General features: G+C 61.0%; 32 protein-coding genes. 20 read left to right on the top strand and 12 right to left on the bottom strand.

Annotation, left to right across the window (positions count from 1 at the left end; translation table 11 throughout):
* Positions 1 to 88: 88 nt before the first annotated feature.
* Positions 89 to 613 (bottom strand): DUF4946 domain-containing protein, encoded by a 525-nt coding sequence (locus Q7C33_RS12645; RefSeq protein WP_217861708.1) that lies wholly within the window; start codon positions 611 to 613, stop codon positions 89 to 91.
* A 186-nt stretch (positions 614 to 799) separates the two neighbouring features.
* Here Q7C33_RS12645 and gloA point away from each other — a divergent pair, with 186 nt between their 5' ends.
* On the top strand, positions 800 to 1,330 hold the full coding sequence (gene gloA / locus Q7C33_RS12640) for a lactoylglutathione lyase (RefSeq protein WP_198798343.1): 531 nt from the start codon (positions 800 to 802) through the stop codon (positions 1,328 to 1,330).
* Positions 1,331 to 1,509: 179 nt separating this feature from the next.
* On the opposite strand, the gene ahpF is transcribed toward gloA, so the two are convergent.
* The 4 genes from ahpF to galU all read right to left on the bottom strand — a co-directional run bounded on the left by ahpF (position 1,510) and on the right by galU (position 6,549).
* On the bottom strand, positions 1,510 to 3,072 hold the full coding sequence (gene ahpF, locus Q7C33_RS12635) for an alkyl hydroperoxide reductase subunit F (RefSeq protein ID WP_198798346.1): 1,563 nt from the start codon (positions 3,070 to 3,072) through the stop codon (positions 1,510 to 1,512).
* A 123-nt stretch (positions 3,073 to 3,195) separates the two neighbouring features.
* Positions 3,196 to 3,759 (bottom strand): alkyl hydroperoxide reductase subunit C, encoded by a 564-nt coding sequence (ahpC, locus tag Q7C33_RS12630; protein ID WP_011061677.1) that lies wholly within the window; start codon positions 3,757 to 3,759, stop codon positions 3,196 to 3,198.
* A gap of 233 nt (positions 3,760 to 3,992) precedes the next feature.
* The gene (gene gorA, locus Q7C33_RS12625; RefSeq protein ID WP_407683482.1) at positions 3,993 to 5,348 is read right to left on the bottom strand and encodes a glutathione-disulfide reductase; all 1,356 of its coding nucleotides are present in this window, start codon (positions 5,346 to 5,348) and stop codon (positions 3,993 to 3,995) included.
* 361 nt (positions 5,349 to 5,709) lie between these two features.
* Positions 5,710 to 6,549 carry a UTP--glucose-1-phosphate uridylyltransferase GalU gene (galU, locus tag Q7C33_RS12620; RefSeq protein ID WP_003182953.1) on the bottom strand — a complete coding sequence of 280 codons (840 nt, stop codon included), beginning with the start codon at positions 6,547 to 6,549 and terminating at the stop codon, positions 5,710 to 5,712.
* A gap of 233 nt (positions 6,550 to 6,782) precedes the next feature.
* Here galU and Q7C33_RS12615 point away from each other — a divergent pair, with 233 nt between their 5' ends.
* Together Q7C33_RS12615 and Q7C33_RS12610 are read left to right on the top strand one after the other, a co-directional pair.
* Positions 6,783 to 6,998 (top strand): hypothetical protein, encoded by a 216-nt coding sequence (locus tag Q7C33_RS12615; protein ID WP_030142221.1) that lies wholly within the window; start codon positions 6,783 to 6,785, stop codon positions 6,996 to 6,998.
* A gap of 112 nt (positions 6,999 to 7,110) precedes the next feature.
* Positions 7,111 to 7,392 (top strand): hypothetical protein, encoded by a 282-nt coding sequence (locus Q7C33_RS12610; protein WP_030142222.1) that lies wholly within the window; start codon positions 7,111 to 7,113, stop codon positions 7,390 to 7,392.
* 1 nt (position 7,393) lies between these two features.
* Here Q7C33_RS12610 and Q7C33_RS12605 read toward each other — a convergent pair whose 3' ends face one another.
* Together Q7C33_RS12605 and Q7C33_RS12600 are read right to left on the bottom strand one after the other, a co-directional pair.
* Complete coding sequence (locus Q7C33_RS12605) at positions 7,394 to 7,624, bottom strand: hypothetical protein (RefSeq protein ID WP_030142223.1); 231 nt, start codon at positions 7,622 to 7,624, stop codon at positions 7,394 to 7,396.
* A 107-nt stretch (positions 7,625 to 7,731) separates the two neighbouring features.
* Positions 7,732 to 8,082, bottom strand: a complete 351-nt coding sequence (locus Q7C33_RS12600) for a hypothetical protein (protein ID WP_030142224.1) — start codon at positions 8,080 to 8,082, stop codon at positions 7,732 to 7,734.
* A gap of 201 nt (positions 8,083 to 8,283) precedes the next feature.
* On the opposite strand from Q7C33_RS12600, the gene Q7C33_RS12595 reads away from it, so the two are divergent.
* The 5 genes from Q7C33_RS12595 (at position 8,284) to ada (ending at position 11,564) form a co-directional block, all read left to right on the top strand.
* Positions 8,284 to 8,586 (top strand): DUF1883 domain-containing protein, encoded by a 303-nt coding sequence (locus Q7C33_RS12595; protein ID WP_030142225.1) that lies wholly within the window; start codon positions 8,284 to 8,286, stop codon positions 8,584 to 8,586.
* Positions 8,587 to 8,615: 29 nt separating this feature from the next.
* Positions 8,616 to 8,786: a hypothetical protein gene (locus Q7C33_RS12590; RefSeq protein ID WP_407683481.1), complete on the top strand. Its 171-nt coding sequence runs from the start codon at positions 8,616 to 8,618 to the stop codon at positions 8,784 to 8,786.
* 230 nt (positions 8,787 to 9,016) lie between these two features.
* Positions 9,017 to 9,736: a 2OG-Fe(II) oxygenase gene (locus tag Q7C33_RS12585; RefSeq protein WP_407683480.1), complete on the top strand. Its 720-nt coding sequence runs from the start codon at positions 9,017 to 9,019 to the stop codon at positions 9,734 to 9,736.
* Positions 9,723 to 10,403 carry a DNA oxidative demethylase AlkB gene (gene alkB, locus Q7C33_RS12580; RefSeq protein WP_407683479.1) on the top strand — a complete coding sequence of 227 codons (681 nt, stop codon included), beginning with the start codon at positions 9,723 to 9,725 and terminating at the stop codon, positions 10,401 to 10,403. Before Q7C33_RS12585 ends, alkB begins: the two co-directional genes overlap by 14 nt.
* 87 nt (positions 10,404 to 10,490) lie before the next feature.
* A complete protein-coding gene (gene ada / locus Q7C33_RS12575; RefSeq protein WP_030142228.1) occupies positions 10,491 to 11,564 on the top strand; it encodes a bifunctional DNA-binding transcriptional regulator/O6-methylguanine-DNA methyltransferase Ada in 1,074 nt (357 codons plus the stop codon).
* Here ada and Q7C33_RS12570 read toward each other — a convergent pair.
* Positions 11,528 to 12,016 carry a GyrI-like domain-containing protein gene (locus tag Q7C33_RS12570; protein WP_407683478.1) on the bottom strand — a complete coding sequence of 163 codons (489 nt, stop codon included), beginning with the start codon at positions 12,014 to 12,016 and terminating at the stop codon, positions 11,528 to 11,530. The genes ada and Q7C33_RS12570 overlap by 37 nt on opposite strands.
* Before the next feature lie 148 nt (positions 12,017 to 12,164).
* On the opposite strand from Q7C33_RS12570, the gene Q7C33_RS12565 reads away from it, so the two are divergent.
* The 8 genes from Q7C33_RS12565 (at position 12,165) to Q7C33_RS12530 (ending at position 18,618) form a co-directional block, all read left to right on the top strand.
* Positions 12,165 to 13,226, top strand: coding sequence for an NAD(P)H-dependent flavin oxidoreductase (locus Q7C33_RS12565; RefSeq protein WP_407683477.1), 1,062 nt, complete (start codon positions 12,165 to 12,167; stop codon positions 13,224 to 13,226).
* A 238-nt stretch (positions 13,227 to 13,464) separates the two neighbouring features.
* Complete coding sequence (gene modA / locus Q7C33_RS12560; RefSeq protein WP_085987077.1) at positions 13,465 to 14,217, top strand: molybdate ABC transporter substrate-binding protein; 753 nt, start codon at positions 13,465 to 13,467, stop codon at positions 14,215 to 14,217.
* Entirely contained in the window at positions 14,218 to 14,895 is a 678-nt protein-coding gene (gene modB, locus Q7C33_RS12555; protein ID WP_407683476.1) for a molybdate ABC transporter permease subunit, read from the top strand.
* Positions 14,896 to 14,898: 3 nt separating this feature from the next.
* A complete protein-coding gene (modC, locus tag Q7C33_RS12550; protein WP_407683475.1) occupies positions 14,899 to 15,978 on the top strand; it encodes a molybdenum ABC transporter ATP-binding protein in 1,080 nt (359 codons plus the stop codon).
* A gap of 207 nt (positions 15,979 to 16,185) precedes the next feature.
* Positions 16,186 to 17,223, top strand: coding sequence for a DNA topoisomerase IB (locus Q7C33_RS12545; protein WP_407683474.1), 1,038 nt, complete (start codon positions 16,186 to 16,188; stop codon positions 17,221 to 17,223).
* Positions 17,224 to 17,357: 134 nt separating this feature from the next.
* Complete coding sequence (locus Q7C33_RS12540) at positions 17,358 to 17,921, top strand: ATP-dependent Clp protease proteolytic subunit (protein ID WP_030142235.1); 564 nt, start codon at positions 17,358 to 17,360, stop codon at positions 17,919 to 17,921.
* A gap of 230 nt (positions 17,922 to 18,151) precedes the next feature.
* Positions 18,152 to 18,331 carry a general stress protein gene (locus Q7C33_RS12535; protein WP_003182983.1) on the top strand — a complete coding sequence of 60 codons (180 nt, stop codon included), beginning with the start codon at positions 18,152 to 18,154 and terminating at the stop codon, positions 18,329 to 18,331.
* A gap of 62 nt (positions 18,332 to 18,393) precedes the next feature.
* A complete protein-coding gene (locus tag Q7C33_RS12530; RefSeq protein WP_030142236.1) occupies positions 18,394 to 18,618 on the top strand; it encodes a hypothetical protein in 225 nt (74 codons plus the stop codon).
* 209 nt (positions 18,619 to 18,827) lie between these two features.
* On the opposite strand, the gene Q7C33_RS12525 is transcribed toward Q7C33_RS12530, so the two are convergent.
* Together Q7C33_RS12525 and Q7C33_RS12520 are read right to left on the bottom strand one after the other, a co-directional pair.
* A complete protein-coding gene (locus tag Q7C33_RS12525) occupies positions 18,828 to 19,580 on the bottom strand; it encodes an OBAP family protein (protein WP_407683473.1) in 753 nt (250 codons plus the stop codon).
* An 87-nt stretch (positions 19,581 to 19,667) separates the two neighbouring features.
* Positions 19,668 to 20,204: a DUF3087 family protein gene (locus Q7C33_RS12520; protein ID WP_217861698.1), complete on the bottom strand. Its 537-nt coding sequence runs from the start codon at positions 20,202 to 20,204 to the stop codon at positions 19,668 to 19,670.
* 217 nt (positions 20,205 to 20,421) lie between these two features.
* On the opposite strand from Q7C33_RS12520, the gene ppnN reads away from it, so the two are divergent.
* A complete protein-coding gene (gene ppnN / locus Q7C33_RS12515) occupies positions 20,422 to 21,795 on the top strand; it encodes a nucleotide 5'-monophosphate nucleosidase PpnN (protein ID WP_030142239.1) in 1,374 nt (457 codons plus the stop codon).
* 116 nt (positions 21,796 to 21,911) lie between these two features.
* Here the strand turns inward: ppnN and Q7C33_RS12510 are convergent, their stop codons facing one another.
* Positions 21,912 to 22,577: an HAD family hydrolase gene (locus Q7C33_RS12510; RefSeq protein WP_407683472.1), complete on the bottom strand. Its 666-nt coding sequence runs from the start codon at positions 22,575 to 22,577 to the stop codon at positions 21,912 to 21,914.
* Positions 22,578 to 22,738: 161 nt separating this feature from the next.
* Entirely contained in the window at positions 22,739 to 24,085 is a 1,347-nt protein-coding gene (locus Q7C33_RS12505) for an MATE family efflux transporter (RefSeq protein WP_198798330.1), read from the bottom strand.
* 381 nt (positions 24,086 to 24,466) lie between these two features.
* Here Q7C33_RS12505 and Q7C33_RS12500 point away from each other — a divergent pair, with 381 nt between their 5' ends.
* From Q7C33_RS12500 to Q7C33_RS12490, 3 genes are read left to right on the top strand one after another with little or no spacing between them, the layout of a single operon-like run.
* Positions 24,467 to 25,681 carry a methyl-accepting chemotaxis protein gene (locus Q7C33_RS12500; RefSeq protein ID WP_030142242.1) on the top strand — a complete coding sequence of 405 codons (1,215 nt, stop codon included), beginning with the start codon at positions 24,467 to 24,469 and terminating at the stop codon, positions 25,679 to 25,681.
* A 9-nt stretch (positions 25,682 to 25,690) separates the two neighbouring features.
* Positions 25,691 to 26,059 carry a response regulator gene (locus Q7C33_RS12495; RefSeq protein ID WP_003203044.1) on the top strand — a complete coding sequence of 123 codons (369 nt, stop codon included), beginning with the start codon at positions 25,691 to 25,693 and terminating at the stop codon, positions 26,057 to 26,059.
* Between the two features lie 15 nt (positions 26,060 to 26,074).
* Positions 26,075 to 26,359, top strand: coding sequence for an STAS domain-containing protein (locus Q7C33_RS12490; RefSeq protein WP_030142243.1), 285 nt, complete (start codon positions 26,075 to 26,077; stop codon positions 26,357 to 26,359).
* Positions 26,360 to 26,369: the final 10 nt, after the last annotated feature.

The following is a 26,369-nucleotide window of genomic DNA, read 5'->3' as shown; positions in this document are numbered from 1 at the left end:
TCAACACTAGTGGAAAAAGCCCTGAATACATTCAGGGCTTTTTTATGGCTGAACTTTGGAAGTAATTCCAGAGTAGTACACCGAGGCCTTATAGTTTCAGGCTATTTCGTACTGACTGTATTTCGTCCTGGCTTTCAACATACACCTGCGCCTGCCCAGCATAGGACAGCACGTAGGCGCTGCCCTCGCTTAGTGCTACGACCAACGTTTGTGACAATACATGACGCCCGTTCTGCGTGATCGTGCAAGTGGTTTCCAATGCCGTTACGCCGCCCAACATGGAAGGGTGAATCTTATTGCAGACGCTTTGATAGCCGCCCTGGAAAAAATCCTTTTGCAGGGACTTTCGCATTTCCAGCAACACGCCTTGCAAGTTCGGCTGATGATCCGCCGCTACAGGCGTTACAGTCAGTTCCATGACCATCAAGGCATTACCTGAAAGGTCGCTCTTGGTCGCACGCTGCCGGTGGGTGCCCGGTGCCGGCGCATCGGCAGACAACGACTCGACTTTCCAGCCCTGGGGCCAGATTACCTGCGGTTCGGCCGCTCCGGCATCGACACTCGCCACGACGGCGAACAGTAAAAAAGACAGCGGAAGGAACGATCGAAACATTGCACGCACTCCAGGGCGAATCCTGAAGTCTGATGGGCGTGGCATCACCAGGCAATAGCGATGTTTGGCGATGCCATGCCCCTTGCGTATCATGGACACACCTGCAAGGAAGCCGTCCAGCGCAAGCCCAGGATCGTCGCGCCCAAGTTGCGACGCCGTTTGCCCCACTTATTTTCCGGAGGGCCCATGAGCCTGCAAGCACTCAACTCTTTTCCTGGCGTCACCGCCCAACCTGACACCGCCACGGCCAAGTTCGTCTTCAACCACACCATGCTGCGGGTCAAGGACATTACCAAATCCTTGGACTTCTATACCCGCGTGCTGGGTTTTTCCCTGGTGGAAAAACGTGATTTCCCTGAAGCCGAATTCAGCCTGTATTTCCTGGCGCTGGTGGACAAAAACCAGATCCCGGCGGACGCGGCGGCGCGCACCGAGTGGATGAAGTCGATCCCCGGTATTCTCGAACTGACCCACAATCATGGCACCGAAAACGACCCGGCATTTGCCTACCACAACGGCAACACCGACCCGCGCGGTTTTGGCCACATCTGCATCTCGGTGCCGGACGTCGTCGCCGCCTGCGAACGCTTCGAAGCGCTGGGCTGTGACTTCCAGAAACGCCTGAACGATGGCCGCATGAAAAGCCTGGCGTTCATCAAGGACCCGGATGGCTACTGGGTCGAGATCATCCAGCCTGCGCCGTTACAAGTTCTATAACCACATCAGCCCCCTTGTGGGAGCGAGCTTGCTCGCGATAGCGGTCTGTCTGGCACATCAATACTGAATGTGCTGCAGCTATCGCGAGCAAGCTCGCTCCCACAGGAGAATGCGTAATTCGAAATAAAAAACCCCATGAGCCAAGGCCCATGGGGTTTTGTTGTTTCAGCGACTGGCGATCAGGCCGGCGCGGACGTGCGGATCAGGTGATCGAAGGCGCTCAACGAAGCCTTGGCCCCCTCGCCCACGGCGATCACGATCTGCTTGTACGGCACGGTGGTCACGTCACCGGCGGCGAACACACCCGGGATCGAGGTTTCGCCACGGGCATCGACGATGATCTCGCCACGCGGTGACAACTCGACGGTGCCCTTGAGCCAATCGGTATTAGGCAACAGGCCGATCTGCACGAAGATCCCTTCCAGCGCCACGTCGCGCAATTCACCGCTCGGACGATCCTTGTAGCGCAGGCCGTTGACCTTCTGCCCATCGCCGGTTACTTCAGTGGTCTGGGCGTTGGTGATCACCGTCACGTTCGGCAGGCTGTGCAGTTTGCGCTGCAACACTGCGTCGGCACGCAATTGCACGTCGAACTCCAGCAGGGTCACATGGGACACGATACCGGCCAAGTCGATGGCCGCTTCAACGCCGGAGTTGCCGCCACCGATTACCGCAACGCGCTTGCCCTTGAACAGTGGACCGTCGCAGTGCGGGCAGTAAGCCACGCCTTTGTTGCGATATTGTTGCTCACCCGGCACGTTCATTTCGCGCCAGCGGGCGCCGGTCGCCAGGATTACGGTCTTGGCCTTGAGGCTTGCGCCGCTGGCGAACCTGACTTCATGTAGCCCGCCGTCCGTGCCAGGCACCAAGGCGTCGGCGCGTTGCAGGTTCATGATGTCCACGTCGTACTGCTTGACGTGTTCTTCCAGGGCAACGGCCAGTTTCGGGCCTTCGGTTTCCTGGACCGAGATGAAGTTCTCGATGGCCATGGTGTCGAGCACCTGGCCGCCGAAACGCTCGGCCGCCACACCGGTGCGGATGCCTTTACGCGCTGCGTAAATCGCCGCCGAGGCACCGGCCGGGCCACCGCCAACCACCAACACGTCAAAGGCATCCTTGGCGCTGATCTTCTCGGCTTGGCGCTCGATGCCGCTGGTGTCGATCTTGGCGAGGATTTCTTCCAGGCCCATGCGGCCCTGGCCGAAGTTCACACCGTTCAAGTAGATGCTTGGCACGGCCATGATCTGGCGTTCATCGACTTCGGCCTGGAACAGCGCGCCGTCGATGGCGACGTGCTTGATGTTCGGGTTCAGCACGGCCATCAGGTTCAGCGCCTGGACCACGTCCGGGCAGTTCTGGCACGACAGCGAGAAATACGTCTCGAAGTTGAACTCGCCCTTGAGCGAGCGGATCTGTTCGATCACTTCGACACTGGCCTTCGAAGGGTGGCCACCGACTTGCAGCAGGGCCAGCACCAGCGAAGTGAATTCATGCCCCATGGGAATGCCGGCGAAACGCAGGCTGATATCGGCTCCGGGGCGGTTCAACGAGAACGATGGCTTGCGCGCATCGGTGCCGTTGTCGAGCAAGGTAATCTGATTGGAAAGACTGGCAACGTCTTTGAGTAACGCGAGCATTTCCTGGGATTTCGCACCGTCGTCGAGGGATGCAACGATCTCGATCGGCTGGGTGACCCGTTCCAGGTATGACTTCAACTGAGCTTTAAGATTGGCGTCCAACATACGGGCGATTTCCATGTTTGAATTTCAGAAAAAACAACGCCCGAGCGAATCTCGCCCGGGCGTTTTTTGGGGCGAAGCGGCTTACCTGATCAAGAGCGGATCGCCCTCGGATGACTCACGGACTTAGATCTTGCCGACCAGGTCCAGGGACGGAGCCAGGGTGGCCTCGCCTTCTTTCCACTTGGCTGGGCAGACTTCGCCTGGGTGAGCGGCAACGTACTGAGCAGCCTTGATCTTGCGCAGCAGCTCGGAAGCGTCGCGGCCTACACCGCCGTCGTTGATTTCAACGATCTTGATCTGGCCTTCTGGGTTGATCACGAAAGTACCGCGGTCAGCCAGGCCTGCTTCTTCGATCAGCACGTCGAAGTTGCGGGAGATTGCCAGGGTCGGGTCGCCGATCATGGTGTACTGGATCTTGCCGATGGCTGGCGAAGTGTTGTGCCAGGCAGCGTGGGCAAAGTGAGTGTCGGTGGACACGCTGTAGATCTCGACGCCCAGTTTCTGGAATTCGGCGTAGTTGTCGGCCAGGTCTTCCAGCTCGGTTGGGCAAACGAAGGTGAAGTCAGCCGGGTAGAAGAACACGACAGACCACTTGCCTTTCAGGTCAGCATCCGACACTTCGACGAATGCGCCGTTTTTGAAAGCGGTAGCTTTGAACGGTTTAACTTGGCTGTTGATGATAGGCATCGTTGACTCTCCGTCAGGGGTTGAAAAGTTGATGGGGTGAATCTTAGCCATTCATTCCGCTATTGGCTCATTGCCAAACCTCATGCGAATGATTGGTTTTGGCTATCAGGAATCCATATAGATAGAAGAAATCTGTGGAAGCTGCGGAAGGCGGCGATCGGTTGATCGCAGCGGTTGCCAAACAGTTCACAAGGCTGGATCAAAGGGATCGCAGCCTTGTTCTGGGGAGGAGATCAGGCAGTGGGCGTACGCATGGTGACGAATTCTTCGGCAGCGGTCGGGTGTACGCCGATGGTCTCGTCGAAGTCACGCTTGGTCGCGCCGGCCTTCAGGGCAATCGCCAGGCCCTGGACAATTTCCCCTGCGTCCGGCCCGACCATGTGGCAACCCAGCACTTTGTCGGACTTGGCATCGACCACCAGCTTCATCAGCGTGCGTTCCTGGCACTCGGTGAGGGTCAGCTTCATCGGCCGGAAACGGCTTTCGAAAATCTGCACCTCATGGCCCTCCTCCCGGGCCTGCTCTTCCGTCAGGCCAACCGTGCCGATGTTCGGCAGGCTGAACACGGCCGTGGGAATCATCCGGTAATCCACCAGGCGATACTGCTCGGGCTTGAACAGGCGTCGCGCCACCGCCATGCCTTCAGCCAACGCGACAGGCGTGAGCTGCACGCGGCCGATCACGTCGCCTATGGCCAGGATCGACGGCTCGGCGGTCTCGTATTTTTCGTTGACCTGGACAAAGCCTTTTTCGTCCAGCGTCACGCCGGTGTTCTCCAGGCCGAGGTTGTCCAGCATCGGTCGCCGGCCAGTGGCGTAGAACACGCAATCGGTGGACAGCGTGCGACCGTCCTTGAGTGTCACCTTCAGGCTGCCGTCGGCTTCTTTGTCGATGCGCTGGATGTCTGCATTGAATTGCAGGTCCAGGCCACGACGCTGCAACTCCTCGGCCAGATGCTTGCGCACTGCGCCGTCGAAGCCACGCAAGAACAGGTCGCCGCGATAGAGCAAGGACGTTTGCGCGCCCATGCCGTGGAAGATCCCGGCGAATTCCACCGCGATGTAGCCGCCGCCCACCACCAGCATGCGCTTGGGCAGCGTCTTCAGGAAAAACGCCTCGTTGGAACTGATGGCGTGCTCGCGCCCTGGAATATCCGGGATCACCGGCCAGCCACCCGTGGCGATCATGATGTGCTCGGCGGTATGGCGCTCGCCGTTGATCTCGACTTCGTGAGGGCCGGTGATCCGGGCGTGGCCTTCATGCAGCGTGACGCCACTGTTGCCCAGCAGATTGCGGTAGATGCCGTTGAGGCGATTGATCTCGCGATCCTTGTTGGCAATCAGCGTCGCCCAGTCGAAACTCGCCTCGCCCGCCGTCCAGCCGTAGGCCGACGCTTGTTCGAAGTCCTCGGCGTAATGCGCTCCGTAGACCAGCAGTTTTTTCGGCACGCAACCGACGTTCACGCACGTACCGCCCAGGTAGCGGCTTTCCGCCACGCCCACTTTTGCGCCAAACCCCGCGGCAAACCGCGCCGCCCGCACACCACCGGAACCGGCGCCAATCACATACAGATCAAAATCGTAGGCCATCATCTATCTCCTTCGGCAGGTTGTCAGCATACCTGCTGTTCCTGCGCGGAGCAGCCAGATCGGGCAGCGTTGCAATTGATTATGGGGACGGAAAACGAAAAGCCAAACGATGGAGTGAGACTACCGGAGGCCCAACTCATCCATGTGGCGAGGGGATTTATCCCCGCTGGGCTGCGCAGCGGCCCCAAAAGCTCCGAATGCGATCAGCCTGATACATCTTCGTCTCAGATTTCAGGGCCGCTGCGCAGCCCAACGGGGATAAATCCCCTCGCCACAGGTTTCTGCGTGTTTATGGGAAACTCCAGGCAAAAAAACGCCCCGAACCAGTCGGGGCGTTTTTTTCAAGCGCGACGCAGGCTTATCAGTAAGCCTTGCCGGTCTTGTAGAAGTTCTCGAAGCAGAAGTTGGTCGCGTCGATATAACCTTCGGCGCCACCGCAGTCGAAACGCTTGCCCTTGAACTTGTAGGCCATGACGCAGCCGTTCTGGGCCTGTTTCATCAGGGCGTCGGTGATCTGGATTTCACCGCCCTTGCCTGGCTCGGTCTGTTCGATCAGGTCGAAGATGTCCGGGGTCAGGATGTAGCGGCCGATGATCGCCAGGTTCGACGGTGCATCTTCAGGCTTTGGTTTTTCAACCATGCTGTGGACGCGGTAGATGTCGTCGCGGATCATTTCGCCAGCGATCACACCGTACTTGTTGGTTTCCTGCGGATCCACTTCCTGGATCGCCACGATGGAGCAGCGGAACTGCTTGTACAGCTTGACCATCTGGGTCAGTACGCCGTCGCCTTCCAGGTTGACGCAAAGGTCGTCCGCGAGGACCACGGCGAACGGTTCGTCACCGATCAGTGGGCGGCCGGTGAGAATCGCGTGGCCCAGGCCTTTCATTTCGGTCTGGCGGGTGTAGGAGAACGAGCACTCGTCCAGCAACTTGCGAATGCCGACCAGGTATTTTTCCTTGTCGGTGCCCTTGATCTGGTTTTCCAGCTCGTAGCTGATGTCGAAATGGTCTTCCAGGGCGCGCTTGCCACGGCCGGTGACGATGGAAATTTCCGTCAGGCCTGCATCGAGGGCTTCTTCGACGCCGTACTGGATCAGTGGCTTGTTCACCACCGGCAGCATTTCTTTGGGCATGGCTTTAGTCGCTGGCAGGAAGCGAGTACCGTAACCGGCTGCTGGGAACAAGCATTTCTTGATCATATAAGTCCTTGAAAAGGCGGTGTGTACAAGTTTCGGCGCAGTCTAATCAGCCGGCAGGCGGCTTACAATGCCTGCACTGGCCAACCGATGCCATCATAGAGAAATAAACCGGCGGATAGTTCAATCGCCTTTCGCTTCGATGGTTCCAGCGGTCCCCACTGTACGCCCATCAGCGCTGTTTGCGGGTATTTGGCGTATCATGGCCGCCTTGATCCCGCCAACGAGGCAGCTAGATGTCGGCAACACAGAACGCAAACGGTTATTCGGTCAGCCAGGACAAGGACGGCCAATGGTGGATTATCAACTACCATGGCGAGCAGGTCGCCGGCCCCTTGCCCAGCAAGACGATGGCGGTGGAAGTCGCCGCGGTCTTCCAGGACGAGCGCTCTGCACCGGCGCCCCGGGAGCGCGAACAGGCGCCAGCGCGCAATAATCGCCGCAAGAAGTAATCGACCAGCCCCTTCGACGCCTGGGTGCTCGAAGGGGCCATTGGTTTAGCTGTACCGGAATGGCCATTCGCTATAATCTCGCGCCATCCTTCCCTTCTCGATGACTCTCCCCATGAAGACACTCCTGGCGCTGTCCGCAGTCCTGGCCCTGGCAGGTTGTGCCTCGGCGGAAAAAACCTACCTGGATAACGGCGAGCAAGGCCTGTCCATCGACTGTTCGGGCGAAGCCAACTCCTGGGCCACCTGCTATGAGAAGGCGGATGCCTCATGCGCCGGCACCGGCTACCGCATCGTCGGCACCGATGGCACGCCACAGGCCAAGGACAGCGAAAAAACCTTGGGCGTCGACGTCGGGAACTTCACCAGCCGCAGTGTCGTGGTCGTCTGCAAATAAGCTAGATGTGAATCTCGGCGAACTTGATCCCCAGGCCCCGCAAGGTCTCGATCAGGTCATCGAGCCGGCCGAAGGATTCGACTTCGTCCTGGTCATCCACGAGAAAGAAACTGCGTCCGGCGCTTTTCTTGAAGAAGACGATCCATTCCCCGGGGCTCGCAGGATTCTGTATCACATGGGTGGCGCAGATAAGTCCTTCTGCATGGCGCTCGCGGACCTGCTCGCGTTTCATCGACTGAACTCCATAAATGACAATGCCGCCAACGTGACCGTGGCGGCATTTTTTCGAAGGATGCAGTTTAACCGATGCCCGGCCCGTTCGTCAGGCCCGGGACGCGCTCAACCGGAGATGCATGCGTTGGCCGCTTCCTGCACGTCTCCCGGACGCACCGGCACGTTGGACAGGCTTTCGTGCAACTTGATGCTGCTGCCACTGGAACGCTCGTCAATGTCGAACACCGCCGCGGGCAGCGTCGACAATCGGCCTGGCACGATCACCCGGACGCCGTTCTTGTGCGGCTCCATCTGCAGCGGGCCACGGGTCTTGAGCAGCTTGTCGGCAACGCAATTGGCGTATTCATGAGGTTTCTTACCGGAGATGACGCTCATGGTGGGTGGCGTCTGGTTGATGTCCGATACCGATGCACATCCACCCAGGGCCAAGGCCATTACCCACACGCTGCGCTTCATATCAATCCTCCGATAAAGACCCTCCGACAATGCAAACGCCGTTTTTCTCCGGCGCCCTGGTTTTTTTATTCGCCTACCGGCAATAAATAAGTTTCACCCAGGACAGGGGTCGGTTATTGCACCGTGGTGCTGGTAAACTGCGCGCCATTATTTGCCCACCTTGCCGTGTCGATTGCAAGAAATGCCCTTCTGGAGGCACCCATGAAATTCATCCATCAGCGCGAGCACCTCAACGAGGACGACATCGTCGTCATCGAATGCTCCCAAATGTGCAACATCCGCTTGATGAACGACGCCAATTTCCGCAGCTTCAAGAACGGTGGCCGGCACACTTACCATGGCGGCGCGTTCGACACGTTCCCGGCCAGGATCACCGCGCCCAGCACCGGTTTCTGGAACATTACCATCGACACCGTCAGCCGTCGCGCCATCAGCGTCACCCGCAAGCCGACCCTGACCCACAAGATCAAGATCATCCGGCGCTCCAGCTCGAAACTCAGCTGAGCCTCCCTATCGCAAAGGACAGGAAAACCGTGACCCCGACGACCAAATACGTGATCAAGTACAAGCTCAACGGCGAACGCCGCTTCGAGTTCGCGCAGTTGCAATTCGGCACTGAGGAAGAAGCCATGGCCGCGCTGAAAAAGCTGCATGGCGAGACGGACGACGAGATCACCGAGCTCAAGGTCAGCAAGGCACTGTAAGACGCAGCCATGCATCCGTGGCGAGGGGATTTATCCCCGCTGGGCTGCGCAGCAGCCCAAAACTTGCTACCTCATTGCAGCAGGTGAAAAGTGAATGCGAGCTTACGACTGCTGCGCAGCCGAGCGGGGATAAATCCCCTCGCCACAAGAGCTCTCAAATAAGCAAGAAACGGGGTGCCTGCACCGCGGCATTCTGCAGACTGACCAGTCCTCCCTACAGGATTGCCATCATGTCCCCTACCCCCGCCCTGACCCAACACCTTTCCAACCTCGACTGGCCCACCCTGGAACGAAACCTCGACCAGGACGGCTGTGCCGCCATTCGCAACCTGCTGCTGGCGGCGCAATGCCAACGGTTGAGCGGCTTGTACGCCGACCCCGGGTTTTTCCGTTCACGGGTAATAATGGCGCGCCATGGATTCGGGCGCGGCGAGTACCAGTACTTTGCTTATCCGCTGCCTGAAGTGATCCAGCAATTGCGTCAGTCGCTGTATCCGAAGCTGGTACCGCTGGCCAATCGCTGGAATGAATGCATGGGGCTGGACGCGCGATATCCCGAGCAACACACCGATTTCATCCAACGCTGCCACGCCGCCGGTCAACAACGCCCCACTCCATTGCTCCTGCAATACGGGCCTCAGGACTACAACTGCCTGCACCAGGACCTGTATGGCGAGCACGTATTCCCGCTGCAGGTGGCGATCCTGCTGTCGGAACCCGGCGAGGACTTCACCGGGGGCGAGTTCGTCCTCACCGAGCAGCGCCCGCGTATGCAGTCGCGCCCCCAGGTCATCGACTTGAAACAAGGCGACGCCGTAGTGTTCGCCGTACATCAGCGGCCGGTCAAAGGCGTTCGAGGTTATTATCGAGTCAACTTGCGCCATGGCGTCAGCCGCGTACACAGCGGGCGCCGGCATACACTCGGGATCATTTTTCATGATGCGCAATGACGACACGCCCATCACCTTCGACCTGTTCGCCGACCAGGCGCCCACTCTCCCAGGCCAGGTCGAGCAGATCGGCCGACAGTCCTTTGTACTGCGCGGGTTTGCCCTGCCTTGGCTCGAGCGCCTGCTGCCGGCCCTGGAAAGCGTCTTGCAGGCAGCACCGTTCCGGCAGATGGTCACGCCCGGCGGTTTCACCATGTCGGTGGCGTTGACCAGTTGTGGCGCGCTCGGCTGGACCACTGACCGCAGCGGCTACCGCTATACCGCCCACGACCCGCAGACCGGCCACCCCTGGCCCGACATGCCGCAAGTATTTCGCGAACTGGCCCTGGCCGCCGCCCGTGAGGCAAGGTTCGAGCATTTCGAGCCGGACGCCTGCCTGATCAACCGCTACGTGCCTGGCGCACGCATGTCGCTGCACCAGGACAAGAACGAACGTTCCCTGACGGCCCCCGTCGTCTCGCTCTCCCTGGGCCTGCCAGCCGTCTTCCAGTTCGGCGGATTCGAGCGCAGCGACAAAAGCCAGCGCATCCCGTTGTTCCATGGCGACATTGTGGTCTGGGGTGGCGTGGACCGGTTACGCTACCACGGCGTGCTGCCGCTCAAGCCCGGAGAGCATCCGCGCCTGGGCGCCCAACGGATCAATCTGACGTTCCGCATGGCCGGTTAAAAGCGCAGAATTCAACCGCAAGACCCGGAGTGTCGTCACAAGCATGGCTCCTTACTCTAGGCAAAACGGGCCAATGGAATAACGACCATGAACAACACTTCCAACAACCGCTCCCCTGATCAGGACCCACGCTGGGCCGCCGTGCTCGCCCGGGATCCACGCGCCGACGGCACATTTGTCTACGGCGTGAAGACCACTGGCATCTATTGCCACCCCAGCAGCCTGTCGCGCCTGCCGAACCCGCGCAACGTCGAATTCTTCGACACGCCGGAACAGGCCCAGGCCGCCGGCTACCGCCCCAGCAAACGCCTGGCAAGGGACCAGACCCAGATTGCCGCGCAACAAGCGGCCCGGGTCGCGGCCGCCTGCCGGCAGATCGAGGCGGCCGAGGAACTGCCTGGGCTGAATGACCTCGCCAGGACTGCGGGCCTGAGCCCCTTCCACTTCCATCGAGTCTTCAAATCCATCACCGGCCTGACACCCAAGGCCTACGCCGCAGCCCATCGCTCACGCAAGGTGCGCGAACGCCTGGCAGACGCCGGATCGGTGACCGAAGCGCTGTATGACGCCGGCTTCAATTCCAACAGCCGCTTCTATGAAGCCGCCGACAAAGTCCTGGGCATGAAACCCGCCGATTACCGCGCCGCCGGACAAAACACTGACATTCGCTTCGCCGTCGGCCAGTGCTCCCTCGGGGCGATCCTGGTGGCGCAAAGCGAGCGTGGCGTATGCGCGATCCTGCTGGGGGATGATCCGGACGCGCTGGTGCGCGACCTGCAGGACAAATTCCGCCGTGCCAACCTCATCGGCGCCGACCGGGAATTCGAGCAACTGATCGCCCAGGTGGTGGGGTTTATCGAAGCGCCGGCCTTGGGCCTGGATTTGCCGTTGGACCTGCGCGGCACGGCGTTCCAGGAGCGGGTCTGGCAGGCCCTGCGGGAGATTCCACCGGGCAGCACCGCCAGCTACGCCGAGATCGCCCAGCGCATCGGCTTGCCCAAAGCGGTGCGCGCGGTGGCCCAGGCCTGCGGTGCCAACAGCCTCGCCGTGGCGATCCCCTGCCATCGGGTGGTGCGCAGCGACGGCAACCTGTCCGGCTACCGATGGGGCGTTGAGCGCAAGCGTCAGCTGTTGGCGCTGGAGCGCTCGCTGGAGGATTGAACGCCGATATAGATCGCGACCGAATCGGGCGCGTTATACACCTCGAAATCGGTGGTGAACCGACGCACGGCCTGTGGGTTGTCGGCGAAGTACGCCCAGATCAGCCCCCAGGCCTGGATCACGCAGCCGGGCATCTCACCCTTGGCCGAGAACACCAGGTAATCCCCGCCCTCGATATCCACGGCGGGGTAGCCTGCGCTCGTGGCATCGACCTGCACACCCGCCGTCACGTTGAAATAGCCAGTCGCATCGGACTCGTAGTCGGAATACACCCCATAGACGAACGACTCCGACTGACGCGCCGGGATCCGGTCGAACACCCCTTCGGTGAAGAACTGCTGCCACATCGGGCCGATCTTCGCCGCGTCGCCCTGCTGCTCGTCGGCGTTGCGGGTGCGTACCTGCAATCCGGCGACCGTGAAGGGTTCGACGGTCCTGAGTTTCACGTCCATGGGTCGGGCTCCTTGATAGTTGAAGTCCGCATGGTACCGATCCTTGCGTCGGGATCAACCCGGGCATCGATTGAAAAACTCGACTGGCCCTGGCCGGGTCACTCCTGCTAAAAACAGCATTTCCTTCTGCCGTCGGAGACACCCGGACATGAGTCAGTGGCCAGACACCCGCATTCTCGACCTGCTCGGCATCGAGCATCCGATCATCCAGGGTCCGCTGGCCGGGGTGACCGGTCCGGCCATGGTGGTCGCCACGTCCAATGCCGGTGGGATGGGTTCGATGCCTGCCGCGATGCTCGATGTAGAGCAATTGCGCCAGGCCCTGACCGACATTGCAGGACAGACCGACAAGCCGTTCAACGTGAATTTTTTCAGCCACCAACCGCCGGTCTTTGATGAGCAAAGGGCCGAGGCCTGGAAGCAACGACTCAAGCCTTATTACGAAGAGCTTGGCGCCGATTTTGACGCGCCAACGCCGGTATCCAATCGCACGCCATTCGACGACGCAGCCTGCCGCGTGCTGGAAGAGTTGCGGCCCAAGGTGGTCAGCTTCCACTTCGGCCTGCCGGAAAAGTCGTTGCTGGATCGGGTCAAGGCCACCGGCGCGAAAATCCTCTCGTCGGCCACCACTGTCGAGGAAGCCATCTGGCTCGAACAACACGGCTGCGACGCGATCATCGCCATGGGTTATGAAGCCGGCGGTCATCGCGGGATGTTCCTCAGTGAAGACCTCAACACTCAAGTGGGCCTGTTCGCCCTGCTGCCGCAGATCGTGGACGCAGTGAAGGTGCCGGTGATCGCAACCGGCGGTATCGGCGATGCGCGCGGAATCGTCGCCGCGTTCGCCCTGGGCGCGTCGGCGGTACAGCTGGGCAGCGCCTATCTGTTCACGCCGGAAGCCAAGATCAGCGCGTCCCATCACCGGGCGTTGCGCACGGCCAAGGAAAGCCAGACCGCGGTCACCAATCTGTTCACGGGGCGCCCGGCCCGAGGGATCGTCAACCGAGTGATGCGCGAAGTCGGCCCGATGAGCCCGCTCGCCCCGGCATTCCCCCTGGCGGGCGGCGCGTTGATGCCCTTGCGCGCCAAAGATGAAGCTGACTTCTCCAATCTCTGGGCCGGCCAGGCGTTTCCGCTGGGGCGCGAGTTGCCGAGCGGCGAGTTGACGCGGCGTCTGGCCGAGGAGGCGCTGGCTCGATTCAAGGGCTGAGCGCAAGCCTGACAGTCCCCGGCGCTTGACCGGACGCTATCGCGAGCAAGCTCGCTCCCACAGGGGTTCAGTGTGAATATCAATCATGCATTCATCCCGAAATCCTGTGGGAGCGAGTTTGCTCGCGATGACGGCAGCCCTGCCACCGCTGACTTCTGACAAAATGCCACGTTCCGTTTGCCAGCCATTCGCTATATATTCCGCTATATAGCGAACCCGCCCCCACGGAACCCTGTCCATGCGCCCAGTCCATTTCGCCCCGCTGCTGCTGGCAGCCTGCTTTTGTGTCAACGCTGCCCACGCCGAAGAGGTGCAAGTCGCGGTCGCGTCCAATTTCACCGCCCCGATCCAGGCCATCGCCGCCGATTTCGAGAAGGACACCGGACACAAACTGATTGCCGCATACGGCGCGACCGGGCAGTTCTACACCCAGATCAAGAACGGCGCGCCGTTCGAAGTGTTCCTCGCCGCCGACGACACCACCCCGGCCAAACTGGAAAGCGAAGGCGATACCGTGAAAGGCTCGCGCTTCACCTACGCCATTGGCACGCTTGCGTTGTGGTCAGCCAAGGACAATTACGTCGACGCCAAGGGCCAGGTCCTGCGGGACAACGCGTTCCAACACCTGTCCATCGCTAACCCGAAAGCCGCGCCCTATGGCCTCGCCGCCACCCAGGTGTTGGATAAGATGGGGCTCGCCAATCAGGTCAAGGGCAAGATCGTCGAAGGCCAGAACATCACCCAGGCCTACCAGTTCGTTTCCACCGGCAATGCCGAGCTCGGTTTCGTGGCCTTGTCCCAGGTGTTCAAGGACGGCAAGCTGGCGAGCGGTTCCGCGTGGATTGTCCCTGCCGAACTGCACGACCCGATCAAGCAGGACGCCGTGATCCTCGGCAAGGGCCGGGACAACCCTGCCGCGAAGGCATTGATGGACTACCTCAAGGGGCCGAAAGCCGCCGCCATCATCCAAGCCTACGGTTATCAACGCTAAATGCTGACCGGCGCCGACTATTCCGCCATCGGGTTGACCCTGAAACTGGCGTCACTGACCACGGTGATCCTGCTGCTGATCGGCACGCCTATCGCGTTGTGGCTGTCGCGCACCCGATCCTGGCTGCGCGGGCCCGTGGGTGCAGTGGTCGCCCTGCCATTGGTGCTGCCGCCGACCGTGATCGGCTTCTATCTGTTACTGGCATTGGGGCCAAACGGCTGGATCGGCCAATTCACCCAGGCCCTCGGTCTGGGCACCCTCACCTTCAGCTTCAGCGGGCTGGTGATTGGCTCGGTGATCTACTCGATGCCCTTCGTCGTGCAGCCGCTGCAAAACGCCTTTTCCGCCATCGGCAGCCGCCCCCTGGAAGTCGCCGCCACCCTGCGAGCCGGGCCGTGGGACACCTTCTTCAGCGTCATCCTGCCCTTGGCGCGCCCCGGCTTCATCTCGGCGGCGATCCTCGGCTTCGCCCACACGGTCGGCGAATTTGGCGTGGTGCTGATGATCGGCGGGAACATTCCGGACAAGACCCGGGTGGTGTCGGTGCAGATCTACGACCATGTCGAAGCCCTTGAATACAGCCAGGCCCACTGGCTGGCGGCGGCGATGCTGGTGTTTTCCTTCCTGGTGTTGCTGGCGTTGTATTCCAGCCGCCGAACCCGCGCCGGCTGGAGCTGATCGATGATCCAGGCGAGATTTCAACTCGACCACGGCCCGTTTTCCCTGGACCTGGACGTGCAATTGCCTGGCCGGGGCGTGACCGCGCTATACGGCGAATCCGGCTCCGGCAAAACCACCTGCCTGCGCTGCATCGCCGGGCTGGACCGGCCTGCGCGGGGCTTCGTCGAGGTCAATGGCGAGGTGTGGCAGGACAGCGAGCGCGGGATTTTCGTGCCGCCCCACCAGCGAGCGCTGGGGTACGTTTTCCAGGAGGCGAGCCTGTTCGATCACCTGTCGGTGCGCGGTAACTTGCTGTTCGGCCTCAAGCGCGTCGCCACGGCGCAACGGCGCGTGGACATGACCCAAGCGACGGAACTGCTGGGCATCGGCCACTTGCTCGACAGGCAGCCGCACAACCTTTCCGGCGGCGAACGCCAGCGCGTCGGCATCGCCCGCGCCTTGCTGACCAGCCCACGCTTGCTGCTGATGGATGAACCGCTGGCGGCCCTCGATACGCGACGCAAGAACGAGATCCTGCCGTACCTGCAACGACTCCACGATGAGCTGGACATCCCGGTGCTGTACGTCAGCCATTCCCAGGATGAAGTGGCGCGCCTGGCCGATCACATCGTGTTGCTGGATGCCGGGCGGGCCTTGGCCAGCGGGCCGATCGGCGAGACCCTGGCCCGGCTCGACCTGCCACTGGCCCTGGGCGATGACGCAGGCGTGGTGATCCAGGGCAAGGTCGCCGGCTATGACACGCAGTATCAGTTGCTCACCCTGACGCTGCCCGACAGCCAGCTCCGCATGCGAGTGACCCACACGCCCCTGGCTGACGGACTGCCGCTGCGCATCAAGGTCCAGGCCCGGGACGTCAGCCTGAGCCTGGCAAACGATGCGCAGACCAGCATCCTCAATCGCCTGCCGGTGACGGTGGTCAGCGAACTGGCCGGCGACAACGCGGCCCACGTGCTGATCCGCCTGGACGCTGCCGGCACCCCGCTGCTGGCGCGGATCACCCGGTATTCCCGCGACCAGTTGGAGCTGCACCCAGGGCAAGTGCTGTGGGCGCAGATCAAGGCGGTGGCGGTGTTGGCGTAGCCGTTCACAGAAGATTTCCCCTGTGGGAGCGAGCTTGCTCGCGATGACGTCGGCACATTCAGCTTCTGAGCAAGCTGATCCACCGCTATCGCGAGCAAGCTCGCTCCCACAGGGTTGAATCGGGTGATATGAGAATCTCGGCACGACCGCAACGGCCAGCGGTCAATGAATTCACAGGCCATCCGAATTCATCGCCAAGGATCCACCATGCCCGATACCCCAATGTCCGATGCGCTCCCGGCCGACTTGCATTACGTCGACGACACGGCGCCGGGCATCACCCGCAGGAAACTGCGGGGCAAGTTCTGTTATTTCGATCCATCGGGCGAGCGCATCACCGACGCAGCCGAAATCCAGCGCATCAATGCCCTGGCCGTTCCGCCGGCCTACACCGATGTCTGGATCTGCACCGACCCCCGCGGCCATCTCCAGGCCACCGGCCGCGATGCCCGTGGGCGCAAGCAGTACCGTTATCATCCACGCTGGCGCGAAGTGCGCGATGCCGACAAGTATTCACGCATGCTGGAGTTCGGCCGCACCCTGCCCCGCTTGCGCAAGCGCCTGGAAGACATTCTCGCCACCCCGGGCTTCAGCCGCGACAAAGTCATGGCAACAGTCATCACCTTGCTCGACGTGACCCTGATCCGCGTCGGCAACACCCAATACGCCCGGGATAATCGTTCCTACGGCCTGACCACGCTGCGCAATAAGCACGTCGCGGTCAACGGCAGTGCCATCGCGTTCCAGTTCCGTGGCAAAAGCGGCATCGAACACCAGATCACCGTGAAAGACCGACGCCTGGCGCGCATCATCCGGCGCTGCCAGGAAATGCCCGGACAGAATCTGTTCCAGTACCTGGACGAGAACGGCGAGCGCCACGCCGTCACCTCATCGGACGTCAACGCCTACCTCAAGACACTCACCGGCGCGGATTTCACCGCCAAGGATTACCGCACCTGGGCGGGCAGCGCGGCAGCCCTGGAGGGACTGCGCACATTGCAATGGGAAACCGAAACCGAGGCCAAGCGACACGTCGCCGAGATGGTCCGGCAGGTCGCCCGCCAGTTGGGCAACACGCCAGCCGTCTGTCGCAAATGCTACATCCATCCCGCCGTACTGGAAGGCTTCATGGGCGGCGTCCTGCATGAACTGCCCAAGCCTCGGGTGCGCAAGGGCCTCAGTGCGCAGGAAGCGGCGCTGACGATGTTCCTGGAACGCATGGCCCACGCCGTCGAAGCCTGTTGAGCGAAACGATCGATTCGTAGCCGGACTCGATAACGTGTTACGGAAGTGGAACATCCGACAGCCGGTGGACTCCCAACTGTACAGAGCCGCTGATCCGCAGACTCGTCAACGCGTGACGTCGAGAGGAGTTTCAGATGTCCGAACACATCGTCCATTTCCATTGCCAGATCGATCAGGGAACCACCGAACGCTTCCGCGACAATTGCCTGGAAGCCATTGAAAAAGGCGCTGACTCGCTGATGCTCAACCTCTCTACGGTCGGCGGTAGCACCAACTTCGGGTTCACCCTCTACACCTTCATCAAGTCCCTCCCCGTGCCGGTGCGCGCCGTGAACGCCGGCAACATCGAGTCGATGGGCATCGTCATGTACCTGGCCGCCAGCGACCGCACCACGACCCCGCATTCGCGCTTCCTGATCCACCCGATGAATTGGTATTTCGGCCAGAAATCCGTGGACCACTCGCGCTTGCGCGAATACCTGTCCAGCCTCGACAACGACGTGGCGCGGTACGTGGAAATCTACGTCAAGGAAACGGCCGGCGCTGCCACGCAACTGGATATCTTCAAATGCCTGTGCGCCGAAGAACGAGTGATCCCGGCGGAGAATTCCCTGGCCTTCGGCATCGCGCATCGGGTTGAACAAGTGGTGTTCCCACCCGAGGCCAAGCATTGGAAAGTGAGCGGCGGCGAGGACTGAAACCGCCCCCCTGGCAATGAATAAATTCGATTTGACGCCGTTTTGTTTATTAACAAAATCCATGTTGTATAAGTTCAAGCGAAACGGCTGTATAACTTTTTCCATACACTTTTACAAACCAATGCCGTTCGTCGCCAGCGAAACGTTTTTTTTAAACTTCCCTTCGCAGTTTTCTTTCACAGTACTGCGAGGCACGTTTTACTCGCTTAACCAAAATGAGGATTCTCGAAATGGCTAATAGCGGAAACAAAAACCCAGGTAACTTCGCAAACGACCGTGAGAAAGCATCCGAAGCCGGCAAGAAAGGCGGACATGCTTCCGGCGGCAATTTCGCAAACGACCGGGAAAAAGCTTCTGAAGCTGGCCGCAAAGGTGGCGAACGTAGCCACGGCGGTGGCCGGAAGTCGTAACCCGGAGAATCGTTGGGGCGCAGCTTTGCTGCGTCCTGGCGCTTAACCTGTCGAGGTCATGAATGAGCCACGATCGATTCATCATCAGCTTTATCGCCGACGGCCAACCCGATAGCCGGGTACTCGCAACGGACACCGAGACGCTGACCACCGAAGAAGCCGAAGCGCTCTTGAGGGTGACCTTCACTGAACTTAAGAGTGTCAAGATCAGTGACGTTCAAGTTCAGAAAAGAACCAGGCCAAACGAAACGGAACATGATGTTCCGGGGCATTTCAAACAGCCGTAACGGATGCCGATCGCCCCACCTAACTTCCAAACGCACCTATCTTTTGCTGTCGCTGCACTTGTGGCGAGGGGATTTATCCCCGCTGGGCTGCGAAGCAGCCCCCCGGGCGACAAACTTGATATCTGATTCGTTTATTATTTGGGGTCGCTTCGCAACCCAGCGGGGATAAATCCCCTCGCCACAGAAAGCTTTCTTCAAGATCACTTTCTTTAATGAGCATGCCCCGTCGGATCCTTGATCTGCCAAATCTTGCCTTTCTGCCACGCATCCGCGCCAGGATCGATTGCCGGCGCCTCAATGGATTCGCGGGCACGTTTCTTCGCTTCGCTGTCGATGCCCATCCGCTCGTCGCGCTCGCGCACCAGCTGCGAATCGATCTGGCCATCGGCCGTAAAGCCCATCATCAATTGCGGGACGCCGTAGGGCAGCGCGTTGCCCTGCTCGGTGTGCCAGGTGTGCCAGGTCTTGCCGTAGGTGCTGACCAGGTTCTTCATCAAGCGCGTTTCGGCGGCTTCGGGTATGCCCGGCGCGACCAATTGACCCGACTTCACCTCATGTACATGGCTGTGCCACAGCTGCTTTTCGGCGGCGGGCAAGCCTTCGAACAGACGCTTGCTGACGATGTACTCCACGCCCATCAATTTGGCCTTGGCGGTGTTGGCGTCGAAGATGGCGCACTGGAAGACTTCTTCGTTCAGCGCCGTGCAGTAGTGGTGCGCCTCCATTTGCCCGGACATTCGCCCGTTATAGAAATGAAAGCCATCGAGGTAGGTATCCAACGCTTGCAACGGGGGTTTGTTCTGCATGATCCCGGCCCCCGCTTCCAGGGTCGCGGTGGTCGGGCTTTTCGCAGCCCCTGGCGCATCCACCGGTGAATGGCTGTTGCCGCCCGCGCAGCCCGCCAGGCCCACCGTTGCCGCATAGAGCATGGCCCAGGTTCCATGAACAATCTTTCCAGGCATCTCGACTCTCCTTTCCATGACTGTTCATGAGAAAGGCGTCCGCTGGCCGGGGTTTGATTTTTCCCTAAGGGAACCGACGAGCGGCCGCTACGGCCGCGCGTTGTAGGCCTGCTTCACAGTGTCGATCCAGGCCGGGTCCAAGCGTGATTGATCAGGGTCCAGGCCTTGCGCCTGCAATTTCTCCAGATGCTCATCGGCCTCGCGAACCAGCGAGGCGTGGTCGCTGGAATTGGCATCCAGCAGGTGCATCTGGGCCAAGCCCAAGTGATAGAAACGCAACAGTTTCATCGCCGCCGGGTCCCGGGCCTGCGCGCCGGCCTTCACTTGATGCATCACGTTGGTGATGCTCATCAGGCTGCGCTTGAGCTGCCAGCCGTACACCGCCGCACTCATCCACGGCTGCGACCAGAAATACCCGCGCATCAGCCCGACCATCACCAGCACGGCAGCAAATACGCCACCTACATTGAAGCGAAAATTGTCCCCTCCAGGCGTACCGAACGCCATCACTGCCAAGCTCGATAACAGCATCGCCAGCGCGAGAAACACCACGGCCAGGATGAGCGTGCTGCGACGGGTCTGTTGCCGGTAGTCGGCGGCGTCCCACGGTTTGATCTCGAACATCGCGTCGCAATTTCCTTGTGTGGCGTGAAAAGAGTCGCGCATTATCGCCTGCCCGGTCGATTTAGCTATGCTGGGGCTCATTTTAAGTGGCAAGCGATCCGAAGGACCCGGATCAAAGTCCATGGCGATACCGCAAGGATCGTGCGATCTTCCTGCGTGGATGTTTTTTTCAAGATGCCGCCGTCGTGCGAGCGGCATCGTTTTCAAGGAAAGCTGAATGACTCAAAGACATGTAATCAACGCTTCGGTAAGCCCGAAGGGCAGCCTGGAAACCCTGTCCCAGCGCGAAGTGCAGCAACTGAGCGAAGCCGGTTCCGGCAGCATCTACGATCTTTTCCGCCAGTGCGCCCTGGCCATTCTCAATACCGGCGCCCATGTCGATAACGCCAAGACCATCCTGGAAGCCTACAAGGATTTCGAGATCCGCATTCACCAGCAGGACCGTGGCGTGCGCCTGGAACTGCTGAACGCGCCGGCCGACGCATTCGTCGACGGCGAAATGATCGCCAGCACCCGCGAGATGCTGTTCAGCGCCCTGCGCGACATCGTCTATACCGAGAACGAACTGGACAGCCAGCGCATCGACCTGAGCTCATCCCAGGGCATCAGCGACTACGTCTTCCACCTGCTGCGCAACGCTCGCACCCTGCGCCCGGGCGTGGAACCGAAAATCGTCGTGTGCTGGGGCGGTCACTCGATCAACACCGAAGAATACAAATACACCAAGAAAGTCGGCCACGAACTGGGCCTGCGCAGCCTGGACATCTGCACCGGCTGCGGCCCGGGCGTGATGAAGGGCCCGATGAAAGGCGCCACCATCGCCCACGCCAAGCAGCGCATCCACGGCGGTCGCTACCTGGGCCTGACCGAGCCGGGCATCATCGCCGCCGAAGCGCCGAACCCGATCGTCAATGAACTGGTGATCCTGCCGGACATCGAGAAGCGCCTGGAAGCCTTCGTGCGCGTCGGCCACGGCATCATCATCTTCCCGGGCGGCGCCGGTACGGCGGAAGAGTTCCTCTACTTGCTGGGCATTCTCATGCACCCGGCCAACCAGGACCTGCCCTTCCCGGTGATCCTCACCGGGCCTAAAAGCGCCACGCCGTATTTCGAGCAACTGCACGCATTCGTCGGTGCGACCTTGGGCGAGGCCGCGCAAAAGCATTACCAGATCATCATTGACGACCCGGCCGAAGTGGCGCGGCAGATGACCCAGGGGTTGAAAGAAGTGAAGCAGTTCCGCCGCGAGCGCAACGACGCGTTCCACTTCAACTGGCTGCTGAAAATCGACGAAGGTTTCCAGCGTCCGTTCGACCCAACCCACGCCAACATGGCCAGCCTGGGCCTGAGCCGCGAATTGCCAGCCCACGAATTGGCCGCGAACCTGCGCCGGGCGTTCTCGGGGATCGTGGCGGGGAACGTGAAGGACAAGGGCATCCGCCTGATCGAAGAACACGGCCCGTACGAAATCCACGGCGACGCCGCGATCATGGAGCCGCTGGATCGCCTGCTCCAGGCCTTCGTCGCCCAGCATCGGATGAAACTGCCGGGCGGAGCGGCGTATGTGCCGTGCTATCGCGTAGTGACCTGATCCCGAAATCGCTGAGGTAGACATGTGGGAGCGGGCTTGCTCGCGAAGGCGGTGGTTCAGCCATGACTGATGTGGCTGACACGACGCTTTCGCGAGCAAGCCCGCTCCCACAGGGGTTAGCGGTGGTCTGGAAGGTGCATCAATCCGTTGTCGTCTATCGCAATGCTCAGCCCACGGTAATCCTCGATCTGCCCATGCAACGTCACCACCGGGTGGGTATGCGTGGCGGTCACCACCATTACGTCCATGTCCGCCGCCTCGCCGGCCTTGATCCCGGCGTCGGCGTCCTCGAACACCAGGCATTCCTGCGGGGCGACCTGCAAGCGTTGCGCGGCCAACAGATAGCACCCTGGATTCGGCTTACCGGCGCTCACGTCTTCGGCAGTCACCATCACCTCTGGGCGCGGGATCCCGGCGGCTTCCATCCGGCGTAAAGCCAAGGCCATCGGCGCAGACGTGACGATAGCCCATTGCGTTGGCGGCAGGCTCCTGAGAAATGCCACCGCCCCGGGCACCTCGACCACGCCTTCCACGTCTTCGATTTCTTCAACGGTGAGCTGCGCGGCCTCGGACTGGACATCCACACCGGGCAAGTTCTGGCGGGCGACCGTGTCGACGGCGCGCACGCCGTGGATGGTAGGCAGGAACTTCGCCACGTCCAGGCCATGGCGGATGGCCCAGCGGGTCCAGATCCGCTCGGTGGCGGCGACCGAATTGAGCAGCGTGCCGTCCATGTCGAAGAGGAAGGCGCGGTAGGCGATGGAGGTGCGTTCTACGGACATCGTGATCCTCGTACTGGGATGAAATGGTGGCCACTGTACTGTGGGAGCAGGCTTGCTCGCGAAGGCGGTGGGTCAGCTTGCATCAATGGCGAATGGACTGCCGTCTTCGCGAGCAAGCCCGCTCCCACACAGAGTTCTGCATCGTTTCGCCTGGCAGTGGTCTACACCAACCGCTCGATCCGCTGATGCTGCCAGACCCGTTTGTAATACAGCGTCTGCAGCAACAGCATGCTCAGGTACGCCACCGGAAACGCCATCCACACCCCTTGCAGGCCGAAGTGGGCGTCGAACAGGTAGGCAACCGGCACTTGCACGCCGATGATGCAGAAGATCGAGATCGCCACCGGCACCAGCACCGTGCCGCTGGCGCGCATGATGCCGCCGACGATCGCCTGGAAGCCGAACACCAGAAGGCTCCAGAGCATGATGTGCAGCAGATGCTCGGCCTGGACTCGCGCTGCCGGGTCAGTGATGAACAGCCCCAACAACCAGTGGGACAACAGATACCCCAGCAGCACCAGCCCACCGGTCAGCCAGACATTGATCAACAGCCCGGTGCGCAGGATCGGTCCCAGGCGTTCCAGGCGCCCGGCCCCGATGGCCTGGGCACCGAGGATCGAAGCGGTGATGGCGATCGACAACGCCGGGAACTGCACGTAGTTGACGATCTGCGTCACCGCGCCGTAGGCCGCCGTGGCCTGGGAGCCGTGGCGATTGACCAGGGCGAGGATGACCAGCTCCGACAACGAGATCACCACCATCTGCAAACCGGTGGGCAGGCCGATGCGCAGCACTTTGCCGAGGATGTCCCGGTCCAGGCGCATCGCCGCGAACAACGCCCGATCCGGTGCCAGGGCATGCGCCCGGCGGTTCAGGCGCCACGCCAGCATCGCCATCGCCGACGCGGTGCCCACCAGCCCCGCCAGCGCCGCGCTCTGGATGCCCATCGGCGGGAACCCCAGCCAGCCACGGATCAGCACCGGCGTCAGTATCATCCCGACGCTGGTGGAGACGAGCAACGCCAGCAGCGGCGAAACGGTATCGCTGACACCGCGCAACAGCTGGGTGAACAGTACGAACACCAGCAGCATCGGCAAAATCCACATCATCACCCGCGCATAGGACACCGCGTCATCCAGCACATCGGCCGGCGTCCCGAGCCCCTGCAGGCCTTCGCGGGCAAAGACACTGCCCAGCACCGCCGCGACCAACCCGATGATCGCCCCTAGCAACAGCGTCGAACCGGCAATCGCCTTCACCGTCCCGGTTTCACCGGCGCCGTACGCCTGCCCGATCAGCACCCCTGCCCCGGCACCCAGGCCAATCACCAACGCGATGAAGAAAAACACGATGGGAAACATCCCCGACACCGCTGCCAAGGCCTGGGTGCCGAGCATCTGGCCGATATAGATGCTGTTGAGCGTACCGGACATTGATTGCAGGAAATTGGACACGACCATGGGGGCCAGGAACAGCAGGTAGGTTTTCCAGAGAGGCTGGGTGGGCATGAGGGCTCGATGGCAGGTTCGAAATCTGATGCGGGGTAATTTAGCTCAATCCTTTCGTTATGTTTCGGAAGATGTCCGCTTTTGTGGCGAGGGAGCTTGCTCCCGCTGGGTCGCGAAGCGGCCCCCTTTTTGAATTGGCATCGCCGGGAAATCAGACCGGTGGTTGGGACTGCTGCGCAGTCCAGCGGGAGCAAGCTCCCTCGCCACGGGTTTTCCATAGGTCGGGCCACCTCGACATTTCGCCGATCTCGTCTATTCTGAGATATCAATGTGCCATCTTTTTTAATGGAATCGGACGACTGGTCCTAAAGGCCAAGTCGGTTTTGCAGATAACCAGTTATTCGCAAACACCTGTCCGCAACACTGTTCAAGGACCGAACCATGACGTCGTATTCCCACGACCAATCCTTCGCCAAATCCCAGCCTCGCGTGCTCTGGCCCGCCATTATCGTGGCCGTTGCCGCGTGCGTCGGCGTGCTGGTATTGAATGGCGCGAGCGCGCAGAACATCGGTTTGAGCGTCGTGCTGCTGATCCTTGGCGTGGGCGCCGGGATCTTCGGCGCGCGGTCGCAGCGTCTTCAATTCGACAAGGCCATCGCTGCCGCCATCGCCAGCCATGAATTGCAGGCCAGCCAGGCCAGCAATAACGGGACCGCGCAACTCAACGAAGTGATGCTCGGCGCCATGCCGATCTGGGCCAAGCAAGTCGAAAGCTCGCGCCAGCAGACTGAAACCGCGATCGTTTCGTTGACCAGCCGTTTCACCGGCATTTCCTCGCGCCTCGAAGAGACCGTGCAAGCCTCGCAACTGGCCGCTGGCGAGTTGGCCGGCAGCAGCAGTGGCGGTGCCGTCCAGGTGTTGGCGCAGAGTGAAGGCGAACTGGTCAAGGTCATCGATTCGCTCAAGGCCACCCAGGCCAGTCGTGATGAAACCCTCGCACAGGTGCGCAACCTGACGGCCTATACCGGCGAGCTGCGGACCATGGCCGCCGACGTCGCGGCGATTGCCGCCCAGACCAACCTGTTGGCCCTCAACGCTGCCATCGAAGCCGCTCGCGCAGGCGAAGCCGGACGTGGCTTTGCGGTGGTGGCCGACGCGGTGCGCGCCCTGTCGAGCAAGTCCAGCGAGACCGGTCAACAGATGTCGGCCAAGGTCGATGTCATCAACACCGCCATCACCCAATTGGTCCACGCAGCCTCCAGCGGTGCCGACCAGGACAGTCAATCCGTGGCCGTGTCCGAAGGCAGCATCCAGCGTGTACTCGAGCGCTTCCAGAGCGTCACCGGGCGCCTCGCCGATTCGGCCGACATGTTGCAACGAGAGAGTTTCGGCATTCGCGACGAACTCACCGACGTGCTGGTCAACCTGCAATTCCAGGATCGGGTCAGCCAGATCCTCAGCCACGTGCGCGACAACATCGAGGACCTGCATGTGCACCTGCAGCAGGCCAGCCAGTCGCCCGAACAGGCCGCTTCCATCGACGCCCGCCAATGGCTGGCGCGCATGGAAACCACCTATGCCACCGACGAGCAGCGCCGCAATCACCACGGCGACTCGGCGGCGCAACAGACTTCACAGGAAATAACCTTCTTCTAGGAGCCCCCCATGGCGAAAAGTGTATTGGTTGTCGACGACTCCGCGAGCGTTCGGCAGGTGGTCGGCATCGCATTGAAAAGTGCCGGCTACGACGTGATCGAGGCCAGCGATGGCAAGGACGCACTGGGCAAGCTCAACGGCCAGAAGGTGCACTTGATCATCAGCGACGTGAACATGCCGAACATGGACGGCATCACCTTCGTCAAGGAGGTCAAGAAGCTCGCGAGCTACAAGTTCACACCGATCATCATGCTCACCACCGAATCCCAGGAATCGAAGAAGCAAGAAGGCCAGGCCGCGGGTGCCAAGGCCTGGGTGGTCAAGCCATTCCAGCCGGCGCAGATGTTGGCGGCGGTGTCCAAGCTGATTCTTCCCTGATGGCCGGAGGCTTCAATGCCGCTGCTGTACGAAATAGAAGATGACACCGCGCAGGTGCAGATCGACGGCGAGCTGACGATCTACACCGCCGCCGACCTGGCCGCGCAATTGCTGCCACGGTTGGGGGCAACCCCAGCCATGGCGCTGGACCTGTCGCAGATCACCGAGATGGATGGCGCCGGCCTGCAACTGCTGCTGATGATTCAGCGCGAGGCACCCAAGGCCGGCACCCAACTGACGGTGACCGATCAAAGCAAAGCCGTCACGGAAACACTGGCCCTATGCAACCTGGTTGCCTAGCGCCACCGCA

The sequence above is a fragment of the Pseudomonas sp. BP11-1-1 genome (assembly GCF_052112105.1).
GTDB lineage: Bacteria > Pseudomonadota > Gammaproteobacteria > Pseudomonadales > Pseudomonadaceae > Aquipseudomonas > Aquipseudomonas alvandae.
This window is presented reverse-complemented; position numbering and strand designations above follow the sequence as displayed.